This is a genomic window from Jonesia denitrificans DSM 20603, from assembly GCF_000024065.1.
In the GTDB taxonomy this organism is placed as follows: Bacteria; Actinomycetota; Actinomycetes; order Actinomycetales; family Cellulomonadaceae; genus Jonesia; species Jonesia denitrificans.
Genome location: NC_013174.1, coordinates 134821 through 158980 on the forward strand (window position 1 = coordinate 134821; position 24160 = coordinate 158980).

25 protein-coding genes are annotated in these 24160 nt (G+C 60.1%); 18 read left to right on the top strand and 7 right to left on the bottom strand.

Features of this window, described 5'->3' with window-relative positions; translation table 11 throughout:
* The first annotated feature begins 197 nt into the window (after positions 1 to 197).
* Positions 198 to 896, top strand: a complete 699-nt coding sequence (locus tag JDEN_RS00620; RefSeq protein ID WP_012805903.1) for a M15 family metallopeptidase — start codon at positions 198 to 200, stop codon at positions 894 to 896.
* Positions 897 to 913: 17 nt separating this feature from the next.
* On the opposite strand, the gene JDEN_RS00625 is transcribed toward JDEN_RS00620, so the two are convergent.
* The 5 genes from JDEN_RS00625 to JDEN_RS00645 all read right to left on the bottom strand — a co-directional run bounded on the left by JDEN_RS00625 (position 914) and on the right by JDEN_RS00645 (position 6487).
* On the bottom strand, positions 914 to 1426 hold the full coding sequence (locus JDEN_RS00625; RefSeq protein ID WP_012805904.1) for a hypothetical protein: 513 nt from the start codon (positions 1424 to 1426) through the stop codon (positions 914 to 916).
* Positions 1427 to 1503: 77 nt separating this feature from the next.
* The gene (trxA, locus tag JDEN_RS00630; RefSeq protein ID WP_012805905.1) at positions 1504 to 1878 is read right to left on the bottom strand and encodes a thioredoxin; all 375 of its coding nucleotides are present in this window, start codon (positions 1876 to 1878) and stop codon (positions 1504 to 1506) included.
* A gap of 160 nt (positions 1879 to 2038) precedes the next feature.
* The gene (locus tag JDEN_RS00635; RefSeq protein ID WP_012805906.1) at positions 2039 to 2905 is read right to left on the bottom strand and encodes a D-hexose-6-phosphate mutarotase; all 867 of its coding nucleotides are present in this window, start codon (positions 2903 to 2905) and stop codon (positions 2039 to 2041) included.
* A gap of 103 nt (positions 2906 to 3008) precedes the next feature.
* Entirely contained in the window at positions 3009 to 5336 is a 2328-nt protein-coding gene (locus tag JDEN_RS00640) for an LLM class flavin-dependent oxidoreductase (protein WP_012805907.1), read from the bottom strand.
* Positions 5337 to 5464: 128 nt separating this feature from the next.
* On the bottom strand, positions 5465 to 6487 hold the full coding sequence (locus JDEN_RS00645) for a LacI family DNA-binding transcriptional regulator (RefSeq protein WP_012805908.1): 1023 nt from the start codon (positions 6485 to 6487) through the stop codon (positions 5465 to 5467).
* Between the two features lie 157 nt (positions 6488 to 6644).
* Here JDEN_RS00645 and JDEN_RS00650 point away from each other — a divergent pair, with 157 nt between their 5' ends.
* From JDEN_RS00650 to JDEN_RS00710, 13 genes are all read left to right on the top strand, one after another.
* Positions 6645 to 8276, top strand: coding sequence for an HAD family hydrolase (locus JDEN_RS00650; RefSeq protein ID WP_012805909.1), 1632 nt, complete (start codon positions 6645 to 6647; stop codon positions 8274 to 8276).
* A gap of 17 nt (positions 8277 to 8293) precedes the next feature.
* On the top strand, positions 8294 to 9205 hold the full coding sequence (locus JDEN_RS00655; protein ID WP_012805910.1) for a hypothetical protein: 912 nt from the start codon (positions 8294 to 8296) through the stop codon (positions 9203 to 9205).
* Positions 9206 to 9273: 68 nt separating this feature from the next.
* Positions 9274 to 11031 carry an ABC transporter ATP-binding protein gene (locus JDEN_RS00660; RefSeq protein WP_012805911.1) on the top strand — a complete coding sequence of 586 codons (1758 nt, stop codon included), beginning with the start codon at positions 9274 to 9276 and terminating at the stop codon, positions 11029 to 11031.
* A 1-nt stretch (position 11032) separates the two neighbouring features.
* Positions 11033 to 11854 carry an energy-coupling factor transporter transmembrane component T family protein gene (locus tag JDEN_RS00665; RefSeq protein WP_012805912.1) on the top strand — a complete coding sequence of 274 codons (822 nt, stop codon included), beginning with the start codon at positions 11033 to 11035 and terminating at the stop codon, positions 11852 to 11854.
* Between the two features lie 137 nt (positions 11855 to 11991).
* Complete coding sequence (locus tag JDEN_RS00670) at positions 11992 to 13287, top strand: hypothetical protein (RefSeq protein WP_012805913.1); 1296 nt, start codon at positions 11992 to 11994, stop codon at positions 13285 to 13287.
* The gene (locus JDEN_RS00675) at positions 13284 to 14051 is read left to right on the top strand and encodes an ABC transporter ATP-binding protein (RefSeq protein ID WP_012805914.1); all 768 of its coding nucleotides are present in this window, start codon (positions 13284 to 13286) and stop codon (positions 14049 to 14051) included. Before JDEN_RS00670 ends, JDEN_RS00675 begins: the two co-directional genes overlap by 4 nt.
* Positions 14048 to 14689 carry a hypothetical protein gene (locus JDEN_RS00680; RefSeq protein ID WP_012805915.1) on the top strand — a complete coding sequence of 214 codons (642 nt, stop codon included), beginning with the start codon at positions 14048 to 14050 and terminating at the stop codon, positions 14687 to 14689. The genes JDEN_RS00675 and JDEN_RS00680 overlap by 4 nt, the downstream gene beginning before the upstream one ends.
* Positions 14690 to 14816: 127 nt before the next feature.
* A complete protein-coding gene (locus tag JDEN_RS00685; RefSeq protein ID WP_012805916.1) occupies positions 14817 to 15116 on the top strand; it encodes a hypothetical protein in 300 nt (99 codons plus the stop codon).
* Positions 15117 to 15127: 11 nt separating this feature from the next.
* Positions 15128 to 15517, top strand: a complete 390-nt coding sequence (locus JDEN_RS00690; protein WP_012805917.1) for a hypothetical protein — start codon at positions 15128 to 15130, stop codon at positions 15515 to 15517.
* A complete protein-coding gene (locus tag JDEN_RS13750; RefSeq protein WP_012805918.1) occupies positions 15514 to 16734 on the top strand; it encodes a hypothetical protein in 1221 nt (406 codons plus the stop codon). The genes JDEN_RS00690 and JDEN_RS13750 overlap by 4 nt, the downstream gene beginning before the upstream one ends.
* 58 nt (positions 16735 to 16792) lie before the next feature.
* The gene (locus tag JDEN_RS00700; protein WP_012805919.1) at positions 16793 to 17269 is read left to right on the top strand and encodes an LpqN/LpqT family lipoprotein; all 477 of its coding nucleotides are present in this window, start codon (positions 16793 to 16795) and stop codon (positions 17267 to 17269) included.
* Between the two features lie 153 nt (positions 17270 to 17422).
* A complete protein-coding gene (locus JDEN_RS00705) occupies positions 17423 to 17764 on the top strand; it encodes a hypothetical protein (RefSeq protein ID WP_049754380.1) in 342 nt (113 codons plus the stop codon).
* 48 nt (positions 17765 to 17812) lie between these two features.
* Entirely contained in the window at positions 17813 to 18463 is a 651-nt protein-coding gene (locus tag JDEN_RS00710; protein WP_012805921.1) for a polysaccharide deacetylase family protein, read from the top strand.
* A 24-nt stretch (positions 18464 to 18487) separates the two neighbouring features.
* Here the strand turns inward: JDEN_RS00710 and JDEN_RS00715 are convergent, their stop codons facing one another.
* A complete protein-coding gene (locus JDEN_RS00715) occupies positions 18488 to 20149 on the bottom strand; it encodes an FAD-binding protein (protein ID WP_012805922.1) in 1662 nt (553 codons plus the stop codon).
* Positions 20150 to 20295: 146 nt separating this feature from the next.
* Here JDEN_RS00715 and JDEN_RS13310 point away from each other — a divergent pair, with 146 nt between their 5' ends.
* Together JDEN_RS13310 and JDEN_RS00725 are read left to right on the top strand one after the other, a co-directional pair.
* Complete coding sequence (locus JDEN_RS13310) at positions 20296 to 20790, top strand: hypothetical protein (RefSeq protein WP_197712996.1); 495 nt, start codon at positions 20296 to 20298, stop codon at positions 20788 to 20790.
* Entirely contained in the window at positions 20774 to 21352 is a 579-nt protein-coding gene (locus tag JDEN_RS00725) for a TetR/AcrR family transcriptional regulator (RefSeq protein ID WP_012805924.1), read from the top strand. The genes JDEN_RS13310 and JDEN_RS00725 overlap by 17 nt, the downstream gene beginning before the upstream one ends.
* A 50-nt stretch (positions 21353 to 21402) precedes the next feature.
* Here the strand turns inward: JDEN_RS00725 and JDEN_RS00730 are convergent, their stop codons facing one another.
* The gene (locus tag JDEN_RS00730; protein ID WP_012805925.1) at positions 21403 to 22206 is read right to left on the bottom strand and encodes an SDR family NAD(P)-dependent oxidoreductase; all 804 of its coding nucleotides are present in this window, start codon (positions 22204 to 22206) and stop codon (positions 21403 to 21405) included.
* A 239-nt stretch (positions 22207 to 22445) separates the two neighbouring features.
* Here JDEN_RS00730 and JDEN_RS00735 point away from each other — a divergent pair, with 239 nt between their 5' ends.
* Both JDEN_RS00735 and JDEN_RS00740 read left to right on the top strand, forming a co-directional pair.
* Positions 22446 to 23702, top strand: a complete 1257-nt coding sequence (locus JDEN_RS00735; protein WP_012805926.1) for an arginine deiminase — start codon at positions 22446 to 22448, stop codon at positions 23700 to 23702.
* Between the two features lie 100 nt (positions 23703 to 23802).
* Positions 23803 to 24159 (top strand): hypothetical protein, encoded by a 357-nt coding sequence (locus tag JDEN_RS00740; protein ID WP_012805927.1) that lies wholly within the window; start codon positions 23803 to 23805, stop codon positions 24157 to 24159.
* Position 24160: the final 1 nt, after the last annotated feature.

Here is a 24160-nt window from a genome sequence, read left to right on the forward strand (position 1 = left end):
CAGTAGCTTGCGATCCCACCACTGATCACCTGATAACCCAAAATTCATACAACATCAGACATCTCGAACGGAACGTTCACCATGCTGAGCGACATCACCCGGGAGTTTCCTCACGCTGCCTTCACACCCGCCGATAGGGCGACAGAGACACTCCCGCACGCCATCCCGGCGCTGCCCGCAACCCGAAGGTGAACCACGTGGACGGAATCGCAGCGATCTCGCAGCGAATGATGGAAATCCAAACCCGGATCAACACCATCAGTGCGCCTCTTGCCGCACCCACGCAGGCCACCGCGACGAGCGCATCGGCCAGCGGCGTGACTGGCACAACCGCGGCGAGTGCGCTTGGTGCGCTCACCGGCGGAACTCAAGGGGCGTCGTTTGACACGCTCCTCACCCAGGCCATCACACAGGCCGGTGGTGCAACCGCGACCGGAACAACGACGCAGGTGGCGGCCCCCGCAGGGCCCGCCCCCACGTGGAACGCCCAAGGGGTCCCTGCTGACCTGGCTCGTTACGGAAACGGAAAAATCCCACGCGATGCACTCACATCCGTGGGAAATACGGGACACAAACTCTGGGCACCTGCGGGTGCATCGCTAGAGAAACTCTTAGACGCCGCCGCCCGCGATGGCGTGAACATTGGAATTACCGACTCTTACCGGCCCATCGACGTGCAACACGATCTGGTGCGCCGCAAAGGCTTGTACTCACAAGGTGGATTAGCGGCTGCGCCAGGCACCAGCCCGCACGGGTGGGGGATCGCTGTTGACCTGAAGCTCGACTCCGCCGCCCAAGCGTGGATGCGCGAACATGGTGGCAAGTACGGGTTTGTCGAGGACACCCCGCGTGAACCGTGGCACTGGGTGTACTCGACGGGCCGGTCAGGGCGGTAAACGGGCCGGTCAGGACGTTAATGAGAAGCCGGGAGTGGGCAGGTCGCTTCTTTCATGACGCGTGACCACAGCGCCCACCCCAGAAGTCCGATGGCCCCCACGGCAAGGTAAGGCTGGATTGGTTCAAAAAACTGGATTGCTCCGGTGTACCCCAACGCCAACAACACCAGCTTGTTACACACTGGGCACCCCACGGCAAAGAACGTCACAAAAGCGCCTGCGGTGCCTAACTTCCCGGAACGGCCCAGGTCCTCCCCGCCGTCCTTACGCGCTACATAAGTGGCGGCCAACAAGCCAGCCAGGACACTTGTTACTACCAATACAGGCCAGGCCCACGCGGTGGGCGGGATTTCTCGGCCAAAGATCCCGGTAGGAATCATTGCGGTGGGGATCGCAATCACGAGTACGGTTGCCACTGCGGTCCCGAACGCAAACAACCAGCGGCGTGGCTGCCACGTCCGTAACTCGCCGAAGAATGTGCGCCGGGTGGTGGGGATCGCAGGTGTCGATGTGGTGGGCAGGTCGGTCATGGATCGGCCTCGTTTGCTGGGGAGTGAGGTGCGGTAGGCGCAAGGGGGAGTAACGCGCGTGCGTGAAGGGATGGTGTTTAGGAGGCGGCGTTTGCTTGCTGTTCGGCAATGTCTGCGTGGATTTTCTCCATGTCGAGTGCTTCGATCTGCTCGATGAGAGAGTCCAATTGTTTTCCGTTGATGGCACCGGGCTCGGAGTACACAATCACGCCGTCACGGAACGCGTACAACGTGGGGATTGAGGTGATGCCAAAACCTGCGGCGAGTTCCTGCTGTGCGTCGGTGTCGATTTTTCCGAACGTGATGTCTGGGTGTTTCTCCGACGCTTTCTCGAAAATGGGGCCGAACCTCTGGCACGGGCCGCACCAGGCAGCCCAGAAGTCGAGGAGCACAATTCCTTTGTCGGAGACGTGGTCGCGGAAGTTGTCAGCGGTGATTTCTACTGTAGCCATACCTCAAACATACCCCCGGGGGTATGTTAGTGCAAGGGTGTGGGCATCACATCACAGAGCGCCCCCGCTCATCAATCAGGGTGGGTTGCCCACGTGCTATAAGGGGGAGGGGCCACGCCGAAGTGAACTGTTGAGCCGGGGTACCGGCGCGAACACCAGGTCACATCTCGATTGGTTCGATCGGGGAGACCTCATATTTTGCGGTGAGGGTGTGTCCCTGGCCGGGTTTGACGGTGATGGCGTTGTCCCCAATGTTTCCTGATTCGATGCACACAAAGCGCTCCCATTCGCCGTGACCGATGTCAGGCATGGTGGCGGCGAGATCCGGTCCTGGGTTCCACACAACCGTGGAGCGTGACCCGGTTTTTGTGATGGTGATGGTGCGGTTCGCTCCGGGGTCAGCGAGGGTCACGGGGTGCATGGAGGTGTAAATCCGGTCGATGCGCTCCCCGAAGGTGAGTGGTCCTTCTTGGGTGCCAGCGGCGCCGTCTTCGGTGAACGGCTCACCGTCGAGTCCAAAGACGCTGACGTCGGTGATGGTGGAGACAGCAAGGTAGGTGTGGAGGGCTTCTTCGAACGTGAAGTCGTTGTCTCCGGTGTTGACGACGGTCAAGCTGATGGTGAGTGTGGTTGCGGTGAATTCGGCGGTGTGGGTGGCGTGGAAAGGGTGGGGGAAAAGTTGGATGCCGTCTGCGGCGGCTGCTTGGGTGGGGGTGAGTTCGTGGGTGACGGTGAGGTTTCCTTGTGCGTCTTCAGTGGTGGACAGGTGTGCCCATTCGCTGAGTCGTGCGAACCCGTGGGAGGGGGAGTGACTGCCGTCAGGTCCTTTGGCGAACCATGGGAAGCAGACCGGTACCCCGCCTCGAAGAGCGACGCCGGGGGTGTGGTTCGCTGCGCTGGAGACGTACAGCAGTGGCCCAAAGCCGGGAGCGTCCCATTGGGTGACGTGTCCACCCCAGGTGCGGACGGTGAAAGTTCCGGCTGGGGTGAGGACGTTGTCGGGGCTTGTGTCATGCGCTGTCGTCATGGCTCTATTGGACCACTCACTGGCACAGTTCGCCTGCCAGAGGCCGCTGAACTGCGGTGATGGTCGTTTTCTGTGTGTTGTCGATGCGTTGTCAGTGCTGGTTTTATTGGTGTGCGGTGGGTGGGATGGCAAGGCCGGAGCGGAACAGGTGGTCAGGGTCCCACTGGTGTTTGAGTGCGGTCAACCGGGTGAGGGTGTCACCTGGGTAGGCGTCGCTGAGCCGTTCGATACGGGTGTCGGAGGAGTAGCCCGCGTACATTCCGGTGCGGTGGTGTTCCCAGGTGGCCCACGTGTTGTCATGTTCAGCAATGTCACCAGGGTAGAACCAGGTGGTGACGTGCACTGATGCGCTGCGGTGCGCGAACGCGGTGGCATTGCTGGGGAGGTCGTTGATGGCTCCTCCGACGGACCGCAGTTCGACGCGCATGACCCCGTCATGGGTGAGCATCGCTGCGACTGCGGCGGCTGACGATGCGCTCGTTGAGGTGAGGTACCCGTTGCGGACGTGGATGGTTTGTTGCCCCGTGTGGCGTTGGTGGGTGGGCGCCATGACTTGGCTGTAGGGCATGAGGTGGGCTTGTTGTTGGAGTGGGTCTCCGAGGTTGAGGAGTCGTTCGAGGTAAATGATCGCGGTGTCTGAGTCGTCGTTAGCCCACATGGCAAATATTTGGGCGACAACACCAACGGTGGGGGTGCGGTCGAGAAAAATGAATGTGGTGAGTTCACGGGGGGCCGCGTCCATGAGCGCGGACCAGTGTTCGATGAATGCTGCCGGGTCGCTGACAGACAGCATAAATTGAGCGAACACGACTTTGTCGACGTCAAGGGCTTGGAAGTCAATGTCGGTGACGATCCCAAAGGAGGAACCTGCACCGCGGATTGCCCACAACAAATCAGGGTGTGTTTCCGGTGTGGCGTGTACCCACTGCCCGTCTGCGGTGACGATACGTGCCGAACGGATATGGTCAACGGTCATACCGTGTGCCCGCGCAAGATAACCTAAACCGCCACCTGTTGCGAGGCCGCCAACCCCCACATCGCCAATATTGCCGCTGGTCATAGCCCACCCTAGGGGACCTAACCGGTCTGCGACGTCCCCCCACAAAGCACCAGTTTGGGCCCGCACCAAGCGGCTAGCGCGGTCACGAACCTTCACCGAAGCAAGGGAGGACACATCAACAAGAATCCCACCTGTGTTTGTGGATTGACCCGCGAGCCCGTGCCCCCCAGAACGCACCGACAACGGCACATGCGCGTGCTCATGAGCAAACGACACCGCAGCCTGCACGTCCTCTACATCCCTGGCCATGACCACCAGCCCCGGGTGTCCCTTGGCCATGTAGGTGGAGCGCACATCGTCATATCCAGCGTCACGCGGCGTCAACGCGATGTCCCGCAACCGGGCAGGGAGCGCATCATAAGAGATAGCGTCACTGAGGTCAGCATCAGGTTTTGGACCACTGGCCCGGAAATGGCCGCCGCGCCGCCCCGGAGCAACCGCCCGCACCCGCACCCCGTCGCCAGCGGCACGCGCCTGCGCCAAGTAGTCGCGGGCCTTAGGTGCCACCTCGTGCGCGAATCGTTCCAGGTCCGCCTCACTATCCGAGGCATAAATAAACGTGGACACCCCAAACTCGCGGGCAATATTGGCCACGTCACGAGCCCAACTGTCTGCGGACCCGTGGAAGACCGTGCCGCCAGTGTCACCGCCCGACCCCGCATTGAGTGTGCCGTGAATGTTCAACAGCCGGTCAATGTCGGCAGGGTTTCGGTCCGCGTCAGCCGCGGCACGGTCAATAATGGCCTGCCCCACCGCTAACTCCTGCAACGAGGACAAGTACGACAACGACGGTAACCAGCCATCAGCTTGCCGCCCAATAAGCCGCAGCATGCGCGGTTTGAGAGCGCCCACCCAAATCTTGGGTTGATGCGCAGGCGCTGGGCCACGTTTCGCCCCGTTCACCCGGTGAATCGTGCCTTGGTGGACAAAACGAGCCCGTGAGCTGGTGTCCCAGGTGTCACGGATAATGTCGATGGCTTCACCCAACCCGGTCACCGACTCCCCGGCGCTCAATCGAGGCGCCCCCATGGCCTCGATGGCATCCCAAAAAATACCTGCCCCCAAGCCCAATTCGATGCGCCCACCACTGAGCAGATCCAACGATGCGATCTGCCGGGCCAGCCGCACCGGGTTGTTCAGCGGCAGGTTCATAACATTGCCTGCCAGGCGCACCGTTGACGTTTCAGCAGCCACATAACTGAGCAAGGTCCATGTGTCATGGAAACCAGGTTGGTAGGGGTGATCCTGAAAAGTGACCAGGTCAAACCCCACGTCTTCTGCGTGACGTGCCAGTCGCACGGGGGCTTGAGGGTCGGAAAGTGATGGCGTAATGAAAGCCCCAAAAGTGAGGGGTTTCCCATAGTCAGGCATGGCGGGCTGTCCTTTGTGAGGGTTCACTTCTCACCCTACGCCCGACCCCAGCGAACGCACGAGAACCAGTCGGGGGTTGACGTAAGAAAAGTGTGTGGTGTGGGAAACGTAACGGTGGGTGCCCGCAGCTACGGTGTCGTCCGTGTGGCTGGTGGCGTGTTGGTTCCCGGCAGTGTGGAACCGCGCGCGATCAGCCGCGGCTCCACCACGTCACGGCGTGGCGGTTGCCCACCCATCATGTCCACCAAGGTGTGCAGGGCGCGTTGCCCCATGTCACGACGCGGCTGGTCCACAGATGTCAATTGGGGGCGAAGGAGGGTGGCAAGCTCAGTGTTGTCGTACCCCACAATGGCCAGATCGTCAGGAATCCGCAGCCCTGCGTCAAGTGCCGCCGCATGAAGCTTTGCCGCACGTCGATCGTTGGACGCGAACACGGCAGTGGGGGCGGTGCGGGCTGTGGCCACATCAGTCATGGCATGAATAAGCGCGTGAGCACCATGAAATACCTGATGCGGTTCCGCAAGAGCCAGCTCTGTCATCGTGGTGTGAAACGACGCGAGTCGCGCTCGTGACGCGGGACGTGGTGACCCTGACAGGTGGGCGATACGGGTGTGCCCCAACCCGGCTAGGTGTTCCACGGCGAGGCGTGCGCCGAGTTCGTCGTTGTTCCACACGCTCCCCACCGTGTCGGGGACGGTGGCGGGACGTCCAACGACAACGATGGGGGTGCGGGTTGCCGCTGCGGCAAGGTGGTCGGGGTTGAGTGCGGCGGAGACCACGATGATGCCATCTGCGCCCAGGTCTTGCATGTGGTCAAGGCGGGCGGTGAGGGTTTCTTCGTCGCGGTGCCCGTGGCTGAGGATCGCGGTGAGCCCCACGGTGGAGGCTGCGGCGTCTATTCCCTGGGCGATGTCCGTGTGGTAGGCGGATGCGATGTCGTTGAGGAGGACCCCGATCATTCCGGAGCGTCCTTGGGCGAGGTTACGCGCCCACGTGTTGGAACGGTAGCCCAGTGCCTGGGCAACGGTAAGGATGTGTTGGCGTGTTTCGGTTTTGACGCCGGTGGAACCGCGCAGGGCCAGGGACACAAGAGATTTGGATACGCCGGCGTGTTCCGCGACGTCAATGATCGTGGGTTTGCGGCGAGTCACGTGTTTATTTGTAGCACGGCTTTGCCTGAATCACGGGTATGGAACGTTCCAACGCCGATTTTATGGAACGTTCCACATCTGTTCACCGTGCTGCCCATCACACGTCATGTGCCGTCAGTAGCGTCAGAGGCAGATCACCACAAGAAAGAAGTTACCTGTGACCCTCTCACTGCCCCGCCCACGCGCGCTCCTCCTCGATTTCGGCGGCGTTGTCTTCCTCACCACAAAAAATCCTGCCGGACCCAGCGAAGCAACCAACCGACTCGCCGCGATTCTCGCCCGAGCGGGACACGAGGTAAACCGTGAAGCCCTCAGCGCATCGATCAGCGCTGGCCACACGGCACTCAAACACTGGAAGCACGCCTCCTCGCGGCGTCGCCACCCCAAAGAACTCAGCCACCGCGAGATCGTCATGGATTTCCTCACCTCCGACCTACCCGACGCTCACCGGCACACACTCGCCACAGAAGCGCGGCGAGTGCTGCACGACATCAACTCGGTCATGTCCCACCACACGGTGCGCACCGGAATCTTCGACCTCCTAGCGGTGGCGCGCGAACATGACATCCCCGTCGTCATCGTGTCCAACGCCCACTCAGGAGACAACCACCGCCGACTCTTGCGCGCCCACGGGCTCGACCACCTCATCACCGCGCAGATCTATTCCGATGAAGTAGGGATCCGTAAACCCAACCCCGAAATGATTGAGCTGGGTGCCGCCGCTGCTGGTGTGGACCCGCACGAATGCTGGTACGTCGGGGACACGATGGACCGAGACGTCGTCACCGGCCGTAGGGCTGGAGTTGGGGCAGTTTTCCTCACCACCTCCCAGCACACGGCGAACCCGCCATTTGCAGTTGCCGATGCGCCAGACGCGATCGTTGCTGAACCGGCTGACCTGGTTCCCCTGTTCGCAGAGGCGTTGACCAGAACTGTTACCCCGCCCGCAGTTCCCTCAAGCCAAAGCGACAACGACGGGAAGCGGGAACGGCCCGTGTTGTTCCTTGACCACGGCGGAGTCATTTCCACGTCTCACAGTGATGACACGTTACTCACTCCGTTCATGTCCCAGGTGGCGCAGCTGCTATCTCGGGCGGGACGTGCGGTCTCTGTGGACGAGGTGCGTCACCTTCTCACCTCTGCTCGGGCCGCCCACAAAGACTGGAAAGCGCAACGCCGGTGGGAGTTTGATGCCACCGGTCAGCCGTTACGTGAGATCACTGCACGTGAGTTTTGGGTGGACCTCTTTGGTGGTCCGCTCAGCGACCAGGAGCGTGCGCTCCTGCGCACGGAAGCAGTCGCTCTCATGGCAGCGTATGGGCGTGCGAAGTCACGGCGCACTCAGCGCCCGGGGATTCATGACCTGGTTGCCGCATGCCACAGCGCGCAGGTGCCGGTTGTCGTGGTGTCGAACACGGTCAGTGGGGTTGCAGTGCGCGCTGAGTGCGCGGCGATTGGCATTGATCAGTTCATTGCCGCGTACGTGTGCTCAGACGAAGTTGGAGTGCGTAAACCAGACGCCCGAATCCTTGAGCATGCGGTTGCAGTAGTGAACGCTGACCCGGCGACCAGCTGGTTTGTGGGGGACAAACCAGAAAACGATGCGGTTGTTGCGCGCAGTGTGGGGGTGGCCAACCGCGTGGTGATGCGCGGTGGAGCAACCCCTGATCACCTCCTTGAGGAGGCATTGAACTCGGGGTTAGCCACGCACATTGTGGATTCACCCCGTGGCGTCTTGGACGCTATGACCATCCTTGGTCGCCCTGATGTTCCTGCTATTCACGTGTAAATGCCTGGGAGGGCAAGATGACAAGTGTTGATGAACGCCGCGGTCAGTTACGTGGTGAGTTGGGTGACGCGTTGGAACTGACGACGTCTCAGAAGCTCATGGTTTTTGTGTTGTCGATGTCGTTGTTCGGATTATCCAATGTCATTTTGGAGATCATTCCTGACATTTCAATTGGTCCAGTCGATATTTCAGTCGCCTACTTTGTGTTCGTTCCCCTGGTGATGGTCGCCTTATTTAACCCTTTCTGGGCTGCGCTAGGAGCACCTATCGGGGAAGTGATTTTCACCGACCTCCTCATGGGAGATTTTTCTGGGTTAGCCGAAATTGAAGGCATCATCCAGATGTTCCTCGCCCTGTATATCGCTGGGACCCTGCTCCGTAACCCCCGTTCAAAACCACACATTTGGGTCGCAGCGATCACCGTTGTCGTCATTGACAAGTTCTTGTCCGCAGCAGTGGACATGTCCAAGGTGTGGATCGGTGTTGAAGACGCCGAGTTTGTCGAAGGGCTACCTCAGTCGATCCTCCTCCTCGAAGGAATCGGATTCGGTGTGGACATCATCATCTCCGGGATCCTCTTCGGCGCCATCCCTGCAATGTGGCTGATCCCCGCACTACACGGAAAAATTGAGCCCTTGCTTGGAATGCGCCCACGACTCCCCGGTGAACCCGTTCCAGGCGGCGTGCAGAACGTGTGGTTTGTTATCTCCGCAGTGGCACTGTCGGTGGCGTCCTTCTTCTTCGCGTTCCTTGAAGCATGGGACGTGGAAGTCGGGGTGGTGGACGCAGATTTCCGCGACCAGTACGGGGACGCGTTCTTGTGGGTGTCGGTCGCCGGAATCGCCGTCTTGCTGATTGTGGTGTGGGCCGTGTCCCGCGCCCAACGAGCCCGCGCCCAACGCGACCGTTCCCACCCCACCGCTCAGTAACCCTTCCTTTCTCACCGTCCGCCACCCACACGGTGGCAGTCCATGTACCTCTCCAGTCGGGATGTCCTGTGCCTCGCCCTTTGATTACTGTCACTGACCTGTCGTTTCGCTACCCCGGTGCGTCAACAGACACGTTGCGCAACGTCAACCTCACCATCAACGAAGGTGACTTTGTTGCCGTCATCGGTGGAAATGGGTCCGCGAAAACCACACTGTGTAAAACATTCAATGGGCTCATCCCGCACTACTGGAACGGGGAATTTGCGGGGGCCGTCCACGTCAACGGCGTTGACACGTGGACGTCCTCTGTCGCGGAACTGTCCGCACATGTGGGATACGTCTATCAAGACTTCTCCAACCAGCTTGTGCGCCCCACCGTCCGTGACGAAGTGTCCTTCGGCCCAGTGAACTACGGGCACGACGACCACGAAGAACGAACAACCGATGCGCTCAACGCCTTAGGTATCGCCGAGCTTGCGCACTCCTTCGTGTGGCAGCTGTCAGGTGGGCAAGCCCACCTGACAGCCCTCGCATCGGTTCTTGCGCAACGCCCCCAGGTCCTCATCGTCGATGAACCCGTCGCTGAACTCGACCCGGAACGCGCCGCGATCATTTATGAACGTCTTGCCACACTCAACCGGGAATTGGGCCTGACCATCATCACCATCGAGCACCACATGGAGTTCGTTGCCCGGTACGCCACCTCGGTTGTCCTCATGGCGCAAGGCGCCCCTCTGTGGCATCTGCCCATCGATGAAGCAATCACTAAAACCGACGACCTCGCCGCCCAAGGGATACCCGCCCCTCAACCCATCGCCACCGTCCAGGCCCTCGGCTTAACGGGAACCCCCCGCACCGCTGACGCCGCCATCGACATGATACGGGACGCTCACCTCACCGTCGACCCGCAATGGCCGGGCATCGCCCACCTCACCGACTCAGCGACCACTGCCGGAAGTGGAGACACCGTCGCACGAGCCATCAACGTCACCCACGGGTACACATCAGTGTCTGGGACAATCAACCCCGTTCTTCGTGACGTGAGCGTTGACATCCACCAGGGGGACCGCATCGCCCTCGTTGGTGGAAACGGAGCCGGAAAATCTACTCTTATGCGCCTCCTCGCTGGGATTATCGTCCCGAGAGAAGGGACCGTGAGACTCGGGGACACCAACACTCGCAGCAAATCGGCACCCCACCACGCCAGTTACGCTGCTTACCTGTACCAACATCCCGAACTCATGCTCCTGACCGGGAGCGTCGCCGACGACGTTGCCCTATTTCCCACTCAACGCAAACACCCTGACACGGAGAAGCTCGTCAACCGCATCCTGGACCGGGTGCGCCTCCGCGACGTCGCTCACCGCGACGGTCGCACCCTTTCCGGTGGGCAACAACGCCGCGCCACACTTGCTATTGGCCTTGCTATGCGTCCCACTGTTCTTCTCCTTGATGAGCCCACCTCATCTCTTGATGTCGGGTCACGCCACGACGTCACCCACATGCTCACTGAACTTGCCGATTCCATCCACGCCACTGTCGTTGCCACCCACGACATGCAACTCGTTGCCGAATGGGCTAACCGGGTTCTTGTCCTCAACAACGGCACCATCATTGCTGACTGTCACCCACGCGACTTGTTCGCCAACCCGGACATTCTCACCCGAGCGCGCATCACCCCACCTGACATTGTCACTATGGGTGCCGCACTCGGTGTCCACCCAATCCCGTTAAGCGTCTCTGAGTTGTATGCCGCTTTTTACGGCACACTGCCTACTGCAACGCACCCCACCACGCCAGCAACGACCCCACCCCAAGGACACTGACATGCGCCGCCATCACGACGTACTTTCCGTTGAATGGGTCAAACTTGAACTCATCCGTACCGCTTACGCCACCCGAGGTGGCCTGTTCTCCACCCTTGACCCCCGCATGGTTGTCATCTGGTATCTCGTCCTTGCCATCGTCCCGTGGTTTACCCACAACCTCACGACACTTGCTGGCCTTTTCCTCTTGGGGTGCGTGTCCGTCGCGATTGCCCGAGTTGGCCCTCTCCTGTTGGGTTTGTTCATCATTGGGCTTGGGATCGAAACGGTCTACGTGTTCATCGCGGCGTGGCTCTTCGGAGGGGACCTCAATACCGTGATCGCGCTGGCCGAGCTCACATTGAAACTGGGTGCAGTGTCGCTGGCGTCGATGGCTGCGTTTGTGTCCTTGGATCCGGAAAAGCTTTCCGATGCGATGCTTGCGTTTCGTATGCCCCACATGGTGACGTTTGGGGTGTCGTATGGGTACCGGATGTTGCCGATCCTCATTGAACAGTTCTCCACTGTGTTTGAGAACTACCGGTTACGGTCAGCACCTGTGGCAAAGAAAGGACTGCTGGGGTGGCGTGTTCTCGCCCAGTGGTGCCGACTCGCGGTTCTCACGTTTTACCCGATTTTCCTGAACACCGCGAAGTCGGTGCGGACAACAGTTGAGTCGTTGGAGGCGCGCGGGTTCACGTACGCGACGGTTGACGGTCGTGGCCGGCAGATTCGTTTGGCGTACTTACGATTCACGGGCAAAGACTGGGCTGTGCTGGGTGTCACTCTCGCCCTTGTTGCACTGGTGTTCTGGGCTGGTTCCCTTGCGCCCCTGTACCGGTAGCGTACGGCCACGAGGCGCTGCGTGGTGTGGCCTGGTGGGCGAGTCACGTAGCACAGACACTTTTGACCTGCGCAAAGGGAGACAGTAGGCTCACAGGCAGTGCACATCATGATGGATTGTGCAGGTTAACCGTTGTGATGCCGAAAGGGCTTGTTGTTGTGAAGTTCTTGGTGTGGCGGCGCCACAATGCTGTGGCGTTGGTAACCGTCACTCTGACTTTTCTGACGTTTATCGTGTTATTCCGCAATGATTGGTTGCATTCCTACAACGCGGTGAGCGCGGTATTTTGGCTTCCGTTGCTCTGGCTTGGAGGAGTAGTTAGCGCACTCGCGACCGTACGAGTGCACCGTCGCGATGGAGCGGAACGCTACGCGGTGTCCGCGGCATCTCCACGGCATGGCACAGGCATGCGCCTGATGGGCTCGTTGATTGACGTTATTGTCCTTGCGGTGGTGCCATTCCTTGCCACTGCTGTTGTGGTTTTTGGAGCAGCAAAGCTGGCGGACGCCCGCGGATACCTGGACCTGAGCCTGACCTATTACACCGTGCTGTACTTGGTCCTCCTTGTGCTCTTGGGAACACTCGTTGCGCGCCTTATGTCGCAGAAACTCATCGCGCCGCTGGTGTCATTTGTCATCGCGCTGTATGGAGGAATGTACATTATTTACGCACCTGGGGAAATCGACACATGGAGCATCTTTGACCCTCAGGCATACGTGTCACTAGCGCTTATGCTCACAGCTGCGACGGCAGGCGTGGTCCTGTCGTCGCGGTTCGTGGGTACCGAGGACCGTACAGCGGCCGTCAAATCTTCAGCAGCCGTTGTCCTCGTGGGTATTCTTGTCCTCATCGCGGTCACAGGTTCGTACGACCCCACGAGCGCTGTTCGCTCCGGAACAGTCGCCGACAGAATGTGTCGCCAAGTAGGCGTCGACGAGTTCTGTGTCTGGACCTCCGACGAATACCGCCTTGATTCCCTTGCCGCGCAAACAGCGAGAGCTCGGGCGCTATCCGTAGATCTTGGAGATGAACTTCCCGCGTTCTCCTATGCACAACCAGGTCTACCCACGGCTGATCTTCACGGGAAGCCCGTGGAGATCGCTACTTTCGGGGCGTCACTTCCAAGCTGGCCTGCCGCGCAATTCATCACAGCGTCGCATGAGAACAACTGGGTATGTGGCCTGGCTAGCCCACCAGCCGGTCACGAAGAAGTGCATATGCTTCTGTTCGATCTGGCAACAAACTACGTTTACGGAGACATTGACTACTCAGGGTTCTCCAGCGACTCACTCGAGATTGACCAAGAACGAGCACGCATCGGACAACACATGGCGAACCTCAGTGAAGAGGAACAACGCGCATCACTGGTTCACGCACTGCGCTCTTACGTCACCACCTGCGAACTAGATGTGGAAGCGTTCACAACCTCATGACAGACCACACCACCCACACAACAGACCCCGCAATCACCCTGTCCCACCTGACTCAGGGCTACCGGCGAACAACCGTGATTGACAACCTCACCTGCGAGATCCCACCAGCCCGAATCATTGGGCTACTCGGACCCAACGGGGCAGGGAAGACAACACTGATCCGCACCCTCGCCACCATACTCCCCCCGAGATCAGGGACCATCACTGTCTTCGGAACCCCAACAACCGGAAGGGTGAACCTGGCAGCGGTGCGTTCCCAACTGGGGTATCTTCCACAACACGTCACCGCCGACCCAACCCTCACCGTGCGCGACTACGTGGAATACTGCCTGTGGATGCGCACTATCCCCACAGCAGACATTGCCCGGTACGCACACGACGCCATCACCGCGGTCAACCTCACAGACTCAGCCAGAACGCGCATCGGCAAACTCTCCGGGGGAATGCGCCAACGAGCCGCTATCGCCGCCGCGACCGCTGGGAACCCTCGATTCATCCTCCTTGACGAACCCACCGCTGGACTCGACCCGGCACAACGTGCTGAGTTCCGCGCCTACCTCACAACCCTCACCGCATCAACCATCATCATCTCCACCCACCTCATAGAAGATGTCATGGCGTCCGCCGACCACCTCCTTGTGATGAACAACGGGAGAATCACCTACAACGGGGCCCCCGACGTTCTCGCCCCCGACCCCAATGACCGCTCACTGACCACCCTCGAAGCGCACTACCTCACCCTGCTGGAAGCCTCCACAGCGTGACCACACAAGGACCACCTGCACGCCCTGTGCGCACATTCCTCCTGACCAGGCGGCCGCTCATCCCACTGTTGTTTGCCGCTATCCTCGTCATCGTGTTGTGCCGGTACGCCGATGCACCCTACGCAATAGCCAGCCTCAACCTTGCGTTGGACACCCCCATGACCTTCTTGATTCCAGGTGTCCTCGGGGCCACAGCAGCACTACTCAGCCACAGCAGCACCCCCGACATGGAACAGGTCGCCACCCCGCGCCTTGCACAACACCGCACCATTCTGCTTGCCGCCGTTGTCCTCACCCAATGGGTCTACCTGCTCGGTGCCGCCTGGGCAATGCACAGGTTCGCGTCAGTTGATGTGCTTCCTGAGATCACCGCTCAACTATGGTGGGCAACCGTGTTCTACCAGGGAATCTGTATTCTGAGTGCTGCCGCATTCACAAGCGTGAAAATGTGGATTCTCCCTCTCATCATGCTCACCATTCCCTTCATGTTCGGATACGCCCCAAACACAACGCCCTACTGGTGGAACGTTCTTCTCACCGTTCACCCGTTCACCTCCACCCTTGCAGTCGTGCTCCTAGCAGCAGGACTCATCGCCACCCGGACATGCCGCCAAGGGTTCCTCGAACCGCGCGCATGAAAACCGAGCGAAGTCACTACTGTCACCGGCCACCTGCGACCTGTGGATAACTCCTTGTACCCCCTATCAGCCCTTTAGGCTCAACAACATCAGGGCATGCGCTACAGCACAGGGAAAGGGGGCACTGATGACCACCGTGATCAGCGCGTCACGCACAGCATTCAATGACACACACAGCGCCATGACACACGCCGCGGCCGCACTGGAACACCTCATCACCCAACGACAACGTGATGTCGCCGCAGCGATGGCACACTATGAAGCCACCGGGGTGTCAGAGCACTACCAGGCACACGAACAACAGTGGACCGCCCGCGCCAACGACGTACTCGCCACAATCCACGCACTCAAAGACGCCGTGATGAGCGCCCACGACACCACACAACTCACCTGCTCCCGCCTCAGTGCACTTGCCCGCCGCGGGTGACTGTGACCACCATGACCACCGACTACACCCTGAACCTGCCCGCATTCCGTGCTTTCGTCAGCCACGCACGTGCCCTCACCAGTGACCTGACCACCACCTCAGTTCGTGGAGCATCGAGCCTGACCAACCAAGCGCACACTGCCCAGTCCATCAGTGACCCGAACGTTGCCAGCTACGTCGCAGACGTCCTCACCTCCCAGGCAAGCGCTATGGCCACCACCATTGACATCATCACCGACGGAATCACCATCCTCGAGGAAGCCCAAGGCGCTATCGTCACCGCCGACACCTGGATGAGTGACGACTTTCGCGCCTACAGCAATCCTGCTCACAGGGTGATGCCGAACATCACCTCCATGACCAGGGCCACCATCATGTGGTCCACCCCCTCGCACCAATGACCACAGTCCCTTACGCCACCTACACGCTCACGGCAGCAGAACAACTACGGGACGCCGTCCGCACAACAGCCCAACGCATCGAACACCATATCGCTGAACTCGACAACCACTGGCACGGCGTACCCCATGTCATGACCGGTGCAGCGGTCCAAACCTTAACCAGCACAGGGCACATGCAGCAACGGACCCGCCGAGCAGCAGACACCGTCACCGCTCTCAACGACCTTGCCTCCAAACTGACGACCTACATCACCGAGGCCCGCACACCACTGGAACACTTACGGCGGCTAGAGGCCGAAAGCCACATCCCCGTCACCCCTGCGCTCGCCACAGAATTCTCCGCCGAGGTGGCTTACTGGGCCCGAGCATACGAGAACGCAGCAGCCGCCATCACCGGGCAATTCAACACCCTGCTCATCTGCGAAGCTGCGCCCCGATGGCAGCACACGACCTCCACTGACGGCCCACACAGCGCACCCATGTTTGACCTCGATCGTCCGACATGGACCAACGACCACTCCCGTTCAAACACCACCTATCACCATTCCATCCCACACGACCCAGCATCACCGGAGAAGGACCCCAAACCAGGTGGACCTTTCAGCGTAGGCGTGACCGGGATGAACACCACACACCACTGGCTAAAAGGCCACCAAGACTCAGCGAGCGGATCATTTGGAAACAACGCCGGGTGGAACGGTTCTGGAGAGGCAAGCTACCAGGCGGGGGTGATGGCGACCGCTGGTGCGGGCGTCAACATGAGTGACGGCAACCTTGTGGCCAGCACCCACGCATCCGCAACAGTCGGTGTCACCGCTGACGCAGCCGGTTCCATCAACTACGGTGTGTTGTCACTGGGCGGCACAGCATCCGCCACCGCAGGGGCGCGGGCAGAAGCGAAAGCAGAAGCCAGCATCGGTAAAGATGGGGCGTCACTGGCCCTCCAAGGTGACGCAATGGTTGGAGCCGAAGCCAGCCTTGGCGCGCAACTCGGTGTGTCCGGGGGTGAGGTCGGTGTTGGTCTCACCGGGTACGCTGGCGCCGGAGTGAACGCAGAATTTGATGCTGCGATCACCCTCGACCGGGTCGCCCTGGACCTGGAACTCGGTGCGGCAATTGGGCTTGGTGTTGGCCTTGACCTTTCCATTGACATTGACCCCAAAGAAGTCATCGCTGACCTCGGCGACAATATCGACCCCCGCAACTGGTTCGACTAAGACGGTCACACCACATCGACAAATCCAACTCAACAAACCACACACGAGAAAGGACAGCATGCCGAGCATTCGCTACCCCAGTACAGAATTTCCCGCGCTCACCGGATTCACCGTTCCCATCCCAGAGACGTGGCAACCCGACCCCACCATGGGGACACAGTTTGCTGCCCGCCCCCACACCCCACCACAAGGCTTCACACCCAACATCATTGGCACAGTGCGGCGAGCAGCCACGGGCGCTCTGCACAACCAACGCACAGAACTTGACCAGCGAGCCACCCAACTACCCGACTACGCTGAACGCGGCCGGACAGAGACAACAGTGGACGGGTTCCCGGCGTACCACATCGAATACGCCTACCGGCATCACGGAACCATCACCATCGCACAAATGATCACACTCGTTGAGGTCTCCCACCCGCACGCAGTCGACATCATCCAACTCACTGCGACGTGCGCCGGCGACCAAACAGCCGACTACTGGGACACATTCCGGCTCATGCACGCCGACCTGACTGTTCAACCCCACGGGTAAGCCGTGGGGAGGGGTCCCTGTCACCTGTGGAAAACCCCGACCCTCCACCGAACAACCCGTAGGGTGAAGAACGACTCCCACAACAAGCACTGTCACACGGTCACGTCCCGCGTCACCTGCGGCAAGGCGCCCACACGAAGTAAGGACACTCTGGTGCGTACACGACGTCTGATCACGTCAACTCTTCTCCTCTCCACCGCTTTCACACTCGGAGCATGCTCCATGAAAGCTCAGGCCTACCTCACTGTTGCCCCAGAGGACATTGCCCAAACAGCAAGTAACCTCCTCATGCAGGAATACAACATCGGGTTAGAACCACTGCTGGACTGTGGGGAAGAACGCGTCAAGCTCGTCAACGACGAACAAGTCGACTGTGTGATCACGTTCGCTGAAGACCCCACCGTACTCGACTCGGTGGTCACAATTAGTGAGGTAGATGGTCGAAACTACAACCTCCACATCAAAGTCGCTGACGAGCCGCGCGCCACTGAGTAGTCTCAACGGCCCACAAAGACGCCGCAACGGCCGTGGTACCGTACCGGGATGACACGTGACACTACCGCCACTGTGACCCCACGTCGATGTGTCCCCTCACCCAGTGGTGCACCAACAGTGGTCCTCACCTTTGATGACGGACCGAACCCACCGGATACCGACCGACTCCTTGACGTTCTCGCCCACCACCAGGTCCCGGCTGTGTTCTGCCTTGTCGGTGAACAGGTAGTTGCCCACCCCGACCGGGTGGTGCGCATCGTTGATGCGGGCCACCTGTTAGGAAACCACTCGTGGAAACACGATGACCTTTCCACCATGACCCGCGAACAGGTCCACGCCGACCTCACCGCCACCCTCCACGCCATCCACACTGCTGCCCCCGGCGCCACGGTCCCGTTCTACCGTGCCCCCTACGGCAACTGGGGTGACACAATCGACGTAGCCACAACACTAGGCATGATCCCTTTAGAGTGGAACCTCGTTGTCGAGGACTGGGACCCACCGGGGGTCCCAACCCTCCTCGACCGGCTACTCACAGTCACACCCGGCTCCATCATCCTGCTGCATGACGGCGGTGGAGAGCGCAGCAACACTGTGGACGCAGTCGCCGAACTCATCCCACGCCTGCGCGCTGCCGGCTGGACGTTCACAGTTCCCCAGGTTGAGGGTAGCTCGGCGGTATCACGCAGCACACACTGAGCTCAGCAACCGCAGAACTCCACGCTACGATGCCACGGTGGCGGCGTGTTGACCTGCAATATAACCGAAAACCATGGCTGGTCCGATCGTCGAACCAGGACCAGGGTAACGGTCACCCATGACGGATGCTGAAGAGTTACCTGCAGCGTACAGTCCCTCAATCACTGTTCCGTCTGCACGGAGCGCGCGGGCATGCTCGTCAGTGACGATGCCCCCTTTTGTGCCCAGGTCACCGGGGTAGATTGCGGTTGCGTAGAACGGGCCCTTACTGATCGCACCCAGGTTGGGGTTTTTTGTGTACGCAGGGTCACCATAGACATGGTCGTAGGCGGAGTCTCCACGCCCAAAGTCGGTGTCTTTCCCGCTCTCAGCGAATGTACTGAACTTTTGTGCTTCGTCAACGAGTCCAGTGGGGTCTACCCCAATTTTTTGTGCGAGTTCTTCCAGAGTGTCTGCGACGACGAAGTACCCCGACTCGATCATTTTCTTTGGTGTCATCCGTGGCAGAGCAAACCCGAAGGGGTAGCGGTTGCGGTGTCGAGATTCCATGATCATCCATGCCGGGATGGCGGGAGTGTCCTGGTTGTGGGCGTATTGTGCGTGCCCGCAGTCTACGTAGGACGCGGATTCGTTCATGAATCGTCGCCCGGCGGAGTCAACGATCATGGTGTGGGGCCAGGAACGTTCGGAGACAAGGAATGAGGGGGTGCCAGTTGCTGGGTCAAGGGCGGTAGGCCCCCACCATGCTTCGTCCATGATGGCAACATCTGCGCCAACTTCTTGAGCTGCGGTGATGGGGAGGCCAGTGTCCCCGGGGTTCGCAGATGTCCACTGTGTCGATGCTGGGTGTGGGCCGTAGGTGTTCCGCATGTCGGCGTTGTGTGCGAACCCACCCGCACCAATAATGACGCCACGTTCTGCGGTGACGGTCACTCGCCGTCCTTGTTTGTCGATGCGCGCCCCGGTGACCCGGCCGCCGTCCGTTGTGAGGGCGATGAGTGGCGCGTCAGTCCAGATGGTGATGTTTTTTTGGCGGGCAAGGTGTAAGAGTTGGCCAATCATGGATTGGCCGCACGTCATCAGTTGTCGGCCTACGAGACGTCCACCGATGGTTCGAACACCAATGATCTGTACGGCCTTTGCGAACCCTTTGAGGGACACAAAAGCGCGCATGAACGTTCCCACCTCAAAGGTGTGCATGGGAATGGGGACGCCAGCTCGGATCAGTGCACGGTCAGCGGGACTGAGTTTCTTGACGTTCCATGCGGCACCTTCAACAGCGCGGCCGATCGCCATGCCGCCAGGTTCCTCTGGGTGGTAGTCGGAGTAGCCTTTGCCGTAAACCCACTCAAATCCGAGGTCCCGAAGCCATGAGACGAGGGTGGGGGAGGTGCGGACAAAGGCATCTCGCCGTTCAGGGGTGGACGCTGGTGCCCCCACTCGGATGACTGCATCCATGTAGGTGCGGGCTTGTTCATAGGAGTCTGTGACTCCAGCTTCTTTCATGATCGGGTTGTTCGGAAGCCAGGCTCCCCCACCTGACATGGCGGTTGAGCCGCCAATATGCGTGGTTGATTCGACAACAAGGACGCTTTGACCTGCATCAGCAGCGGATAGTGCGGCGGTCAACGCGGCAGCGCCAGAACCGACAACCAGTACATCGACGGTCGGGTTTGTGTTGCTCATTGTGTGCTCCCTCAGGGTTGGTTCAACGGGCGGGAACCCAAACGGACATCATTGTCCGTTTCAACTAGTCAACCAGAGAACACAGAACGGCGAAAGAGGCACTTGGCCCATGGTTGTGCATCCTGCCACCGCGATACCGTATATCCATGAAAACGTGGAGTAATGGAGAAGTGGGTGTGGCACACAACCACACCGACATCGCCCACATCCAACGACGCTCCCTCCGCGTCGTCGTCGCCAGCCAAATCCTCGGCGGAGCCGGACTCACCGCAGGAATCACCGTCGGAGCCCTCCTCGCCCAAGACCTCCTCGGAACCGACGCAGTCGGCGGACTACCCACCGCACTGTTCACCCTCGGCTCCGCACTCTCCGCATTCCTCGTCGGCCGCTTCACCCACCGCCTCGGACGACGCCTCGGACTAGGACTCGGCTTCACCGCCGGAGGACTCGGCGCCATCGACGTCCTCATCGCGCTCGCAGGCGCAGGTGGCGGGGCTATGTCTGGTGTGGTTGTTTCCGCCAGTAGCTTCGCCGTCCTGTCCCTCTCCGGAGGGCTCCTCTCGATCCTCCTCATCCCCGTCCTGTGGTGGGCTCAACACCGAACAGCGCCGTTACACTCAAGGGATGACCGCACGATCTGATGCCCGCCGCAACCGTGAACGCCTTGTTGCTGCTGCTGAGGAGGTGTTCGGGGTGCATGGTCCGCACGTGGCGTTGCAGAAAGTCGCGCACGCCGCCGGGGTGGGGCGTGGAACGCTATACCGGCATTTCCCCCACCGGGCTGCGCTGATTCTTGCGGTGTTTGAACGGCGAGTGGCAGAGCTTGAGGCTGCCATTGAGGTGGCGCCAGGAGATCCGCACATCGCGGCGCGCCTGTTGCGGGCAACATTGGACCAGCAGCAGCGCACCCCAGGTATGACGCGGTGGGTGCTTGACTCCCGGGAGCATGTGCAAGCGTTGGAACTCCTGGTAAAACGTATTGAACACGTGTTGGCGGAACCAGTTGCAGCAGCGCGGGATGCAGGGGTGTTTCAGGCAGATGTTCGCCCACGCGACCTGTTGACCGCGTGGGCGATGTTCGAAGGTGTCACCTCCACGGTGAGTCACACCCATGATGAAGACCGGGTTGAGCGGGCCCGCCACCTCATTGAACGTTCCCTCTTGACCTCGCCACATCACCGTGATGTCACCTCAGTGTTGTGATGCACCCGCCGTGCTTCGGTGGGTGGACACGGTCCTGACGAAACAGGTGGTTAGCCCAGAAGGTCGGCCATTTTCTTGGCGATGATGTCGGTTGCGCGTTTGGGTGAGAGTCGGTGCAGCCGGTCCATCATGGCGGCGTCTGCGCCGATGGTGTCCCGGAATTTCCCGTCCCGGATGGCGTCCACGATGACACGTCCCGCAACAGGTGCGGGAGTTGTTTTGTGGGTCGACGCGGCATCTTTGTTTGCCGTGCCGGGGGTTGTGATCCCGGAGTTTTTGCTGATGTCGGTGGCGATCGCCCCGGGATAGATCACGGTGGCGTTCACGCCGGTGTCTTTGAGTTCTGCGTAGAGCGCTTCGGTGAGCAGTGACACTGCGGCTTTGGACGCTCCGTAGACGGCTTGGCCGGGTACGGGTGCGTACGCTCCCATGGAGGCGACATTGAGGATGGTCGCTTCGGGGCGTGTCACCAGGTGGGGGAGGAACGCTTTGACCATGTGCATGGTGCCCCAGAAGTTCACGTTCATGACTTTCTCGATTTCTTCGTAGGGAAGGTCGATGATGCGCACGAACTGTTGGATCACTCCTGCGACGTTCACGATACCGTCGACGTTGCCGTGGTGGGCAATGATCTGGTCGGGTAGGGCGTGAACGGCGTCGCGGTCGGTGATGTTCACGGTGTGGGTGGTGAGCCGGTCACCGGCTCCAGCGAGTGTGGTGGTGTGTGCGAGTGCCTCTGCGTTGAGGTCGACGGCGGCGACATGTGCGCCTTCGCCCAGGAGTTGGAGGACAACTTCTCGGCCGATTCCGTTTCCGCCACCAGTGACAACGAAGACTTTCCCTGAGATGTTCATGGTTGTTCCTTTGTGAGGGGAGACCCGCTACGGGAACGGTGGTTCACGCAGCAGGGCCTGCGCGGTTACCTTCATCCTAAGTGGACATGTGTGTCCATTTCTCGGCGAGTGCGGAAACGCCCACGGTTGTTCGCTGCTAGCGCACCGTGGATCGCGTAACTGCTGGTGACGTGGCAGGATCGACACAGCAGCACTCCTGATCGGGGTGCTGCCTCGTACCGTCACACGGAGGGAACCTCATGACTGAGTCGCAACGTCCAGCCCACACATACGGTGTTCATTCGGAGGTGGGGACGCTCCGTAAAGTGCTGGTCTGTAGGCCCGGGCTCGCGCATCGGCGGCTCACCCCCACAAACTCCAGTGACCTGCTGTTTGATGACGTGCTGTGGGTTGACCGCGCCCAAGAAGACCACGCGGCGTTTGTGCGTTCTCTTGAGGCGCAGGGTGTGGACGTTGTTGAACTTCATGACCTGCTTGCGCAAACACTGATTCAACCGGGTGGGCGGGATTGGATTTTGGACCGCAAAATCACGGCGAACCTGGTGGGAATCGGTTTGGTGGATTCGGTACGCACCTACCTAGAAACCCTCCCTCCGCAGCACCTCGCTGAGCACCTCATTGGTGGGTTATCCATTGACGATGTGCCCGCTGAGTTCCGTCCACCAACAATGCTGTTGGTGCGCGGTTCCGCTGATGCCCGCGACTACTTAATGCCGCCCTTGCCCAACACGTTGTACACACGTGACACCACCTGTTGGATTTACGGCGGGGTCACGATGAACCCGCTGTACTGGCGTGCCCGTCACGATGAAACGCTCCTGATGAAAGCGATCTACCTGTTCCACCCAGACTTCGTGGGTGCACACGTGTGGTGGGGTGACCCGGAACAACGCTGGGGGCAAGCCACACTTGAAGGTGGGGACGTGATGCCGGTGGGTGATGGAGTGGTTCTCATTGGGATGAGTGAACGCACGTCACGCCAAGCGATCACCCAGGTCGCGGATACGCTGTTTCAGCGCGGTGCAGCCGACCAAGTCATTGTTGCCGGGATGCCTAAGCTACGGGCGGCTATGCACTTGGACACGGTGTTTACGTTTGCTGACCGTGACATCGTCACCGTGTACCCACGGATTGTGGATTCCATTCACACGTTCACGTTGCGCCCTGATGGGCGCCCAGGCCGCTCGCATGTCACTGACCATGGGCAGGGAACGTTCATTAACGTTGTTGCTCAGGCGATGGGCCTTGACGGGTTGCGGGTCATCAACACTGGTGGTGACGCCTACGAATCAGAACGTCAACAGTGGGACTCGGGTAACAACGCGGTCGCTGTGCGCCCAGGGGTGGTGTACACCTACGACCGGAACACGAAAACTAATGACCTCCTCACCACAGCAGGTATTGAGGTGCTTCCTATTGTGGGTGCGGAGCTAGGGCGCGGGCGCGGCGGTGGACACTGCATGACGTGCCCTCTTGTGCGTGACCCACTCGACTGACGATTAACTCAGGCTGACAACACCCTTGGTCAACGACCTGACTTCTCCCGAGTACCCCCGCTCCGCTACGGTGAACACACGTGGGAATTAAGGAGTCGTCATGGGTTTTGCTATCGCGTGTGTTGTTGCTGCTCTTGGGACGTGGGGTGTTGTTGCGGTGGTTCGGCAGTTGCGCCGCCCCGAGACTGTTGACCGTGATGGGCGCATCCTTCTCGCGGACACGTGGACGAACCGGCGTGACGTAGTGACCGGTTATCACGCCAGAGTCAGATTGGAAGCGTCAGGGTTTTCGTTGCCACACACAACATGGAACGATGAATGGGTGTCCACGATTCGTGCTGCACATGAGCACATGGATAATCCCCAGTGGCACGCGGCGTACATTGTGCGCCGCAGGAGGGCAGCGAAACTCCCTGAGTTGGTGTTACCTCCTGACCTGTCCGACCTCAGAAAGTAGC

Coding starts and splice junctions, on each gene's coding strand:
- JDEN_RS00625 (WP_012805904.1), bottom strand. CDS start 1,426: ATGACCGACCTGCCCACCACATCGACACCTGCGATCCCCACCACCCGG.
- trxA (WP_012805905.1), bottom strand. CDS start 1,878: ATGGCTACAGTAGAAATCACCGCTGACAACTTCCGCGACCACGTCTCC.
- JDEN_RS00635 (WP_012805906.1), bottom strand. CDS start 2,905: ATGACGACAGCGCATGACACAAGCCCCGACAACGTCCTCACCCCAGCC.
- JDEN_RS00640 (WP_012805907.1), bottom strand. CDS start 5,336: ATGCCTGACTATGGGAAACCCCTCACTTTTGGGGCTTTCATTACGCCA.
- JDEN_RS00655 (WP_012805910.1), top strand. CDS start 8,294: ATGACAAGTGTTGATGAACGCCGCGGTCAGTTACGTGGTGAGTTGGGT.
- JDEN_RS00665 (WP_012805912.1), top strand. CDS start 11,033: ATGCGCCGCCATCACGACGTACTTTCCGTTGAATGGGTCAAACTTGAA.
- JDEN_RS00670 (WP_012805913.1), top strand. CDS start 11,992: ATGCCGAAAGGGCTTGTTGTTGTGAAGTTCTTGGTGTGGCGGCGCCAC.
- JDEN_RS00675 (WP_012805914.1), top strand. CDS start 13,284: ATGACAGACCACACCACCCACACAACAGACCCCGCAATCACCCTGTCC.
- JDEN_RS00685 (WP_012805916.1), top strand. CDS start 14,817: ATGACCACCGTGATCAGCGCGTCACGCACAGCATTCAATGACACACAC.
- JDEN_RS00690 (WP_012805917.1), top strand. CDS start 15,128: ATGACCACCGACTACACCCTGAACCTGCCCGCATTCCGTGCTTTCGTC.
- JDEN_RS13750 (WP_012805918.1), top strand. CDS start 15,514: ATGACCACAGTCCCTTACGCCACCTACACGCTCACGGCAGCAGAACAA.
- JDEN_RS00700 (WP_012805919.1), top strand. CDS start 16,793: ATGCCGAGCATTCGCTACCCCAGTACAGAATTTCCCGCGCTCACCGGA.
- JDEN_RS00710 (WP_012805921.1), top strand. CDS start 17,813: ATGACACGTGACACTACCGCCACTGTGACCCCACGTCGATGTGTCCCC.
- JDEN_RS00715 (WP_012805922.1), bottom strand. CDS start 20,149: ATGAGCAACACAAACCCGACCGTCGATGTACTGGTTGTCGGTTCTGGC.
- JDEN_RS13310 (WP_197712996.1), top strand. CDS start 20,296: ATGAAAACGTGGAGTAATGGAGAAGTGGGTGTGGCACACAACCACACC.
- JDEN_RS00725 (WP_012805924.1), top strand. CDS start 20,774: ATGACCGCACGATCTGATGCCCGCCGCAACCGTGAACGCCTTGTTGCT.
- JDEN_RS00730 (WP_012805925.1), bottom strand. CDS start 22,206: ATGAACATCTCAGGGAAAGTCTTCGTTGTCACTGGTGGCGGAAACGGA.
- JDEN_RS00735 (WP_012805926.1), top strand. CDS start 22,446: ATGACTGAGTCGCAACGTCCAGCCCACACATACGGTGTTCATTCGGAG.
- JDEN_RS00740 (WP_012805927.1), top strand. CDS start 23,803: ATGGGTTTTGCTATCGCGTGTGTTGTTGCTGCTCTTGGGACGTGGGGT.